Source organism: Paenibacillus sp. P4_A7, assembly GCF_056402455.1.
This window is the reverse complement of sequence record NZ_JBFUHJ010000937.1, coordinates 1-506: the sequence shown is the minus strand read 5'-3', so window position 1 is coordinate 506 and position 506 is coordinate 1. Positions and strand designations below refer to the sequence as shown.

At 53.0% G+C, this 506-nt stretch carries 1 pseudogene; it reads right to left on the bottom strand.

Annotated elements, in window-relative coordinates:
* Nucleotides 1–455: pseudogene (locus tag AC1DWN_RS35040) on the bottom strand (glycoside hydrolase); the annotation flags it as partial.
* Nucleotides 456–506 lie beyond the last annotated feature (51 nt).

Sequence of the window (506 nt, the reverse complement as noted above, 5' to 3'; positions counted from 1 at the left end):
CCGCTCAACCAATCAAGCTCATATTGAACTCCTGATATGCGTGCTGCTTCCGTGTACATCGCTTGTAGCGGTTCCCAGCGGTCATTCAGCTCCAGCGGAAGCGGACACCAGATGAAGCGGCCTTCTCCGAGCTCCACTGTGATTGGACAATGTGCTCCGTTATTGTTTGCCGTTTTACCTCCGCGAGCTGGAACATCAATCGCAACCGTGCCGATTTTCCGATCCCCGAATGAAGCGGGGTAAAGCTTTCCATTCAGCAGCATCGCTTCCTCACGCAAAACGTTGCCGTGTGTCGTCTCACCGATTTCAGCCTGAAGACGCTCATTTGCAGGTCCCCAATAAGCGTCCCTGCGTAGCGGCCCGGTCCATAGCACTGTGCTTCCATTCTTAGCCAGCTCAATCAATCGATCAAAAGCCTCATCGCTGAAATTATGCGGGCTTGGCACAATTATCAATTTTGAAGGCTCCCGCTCCAGATCCTCCAATTGGTACTCCCCGATTCCTCG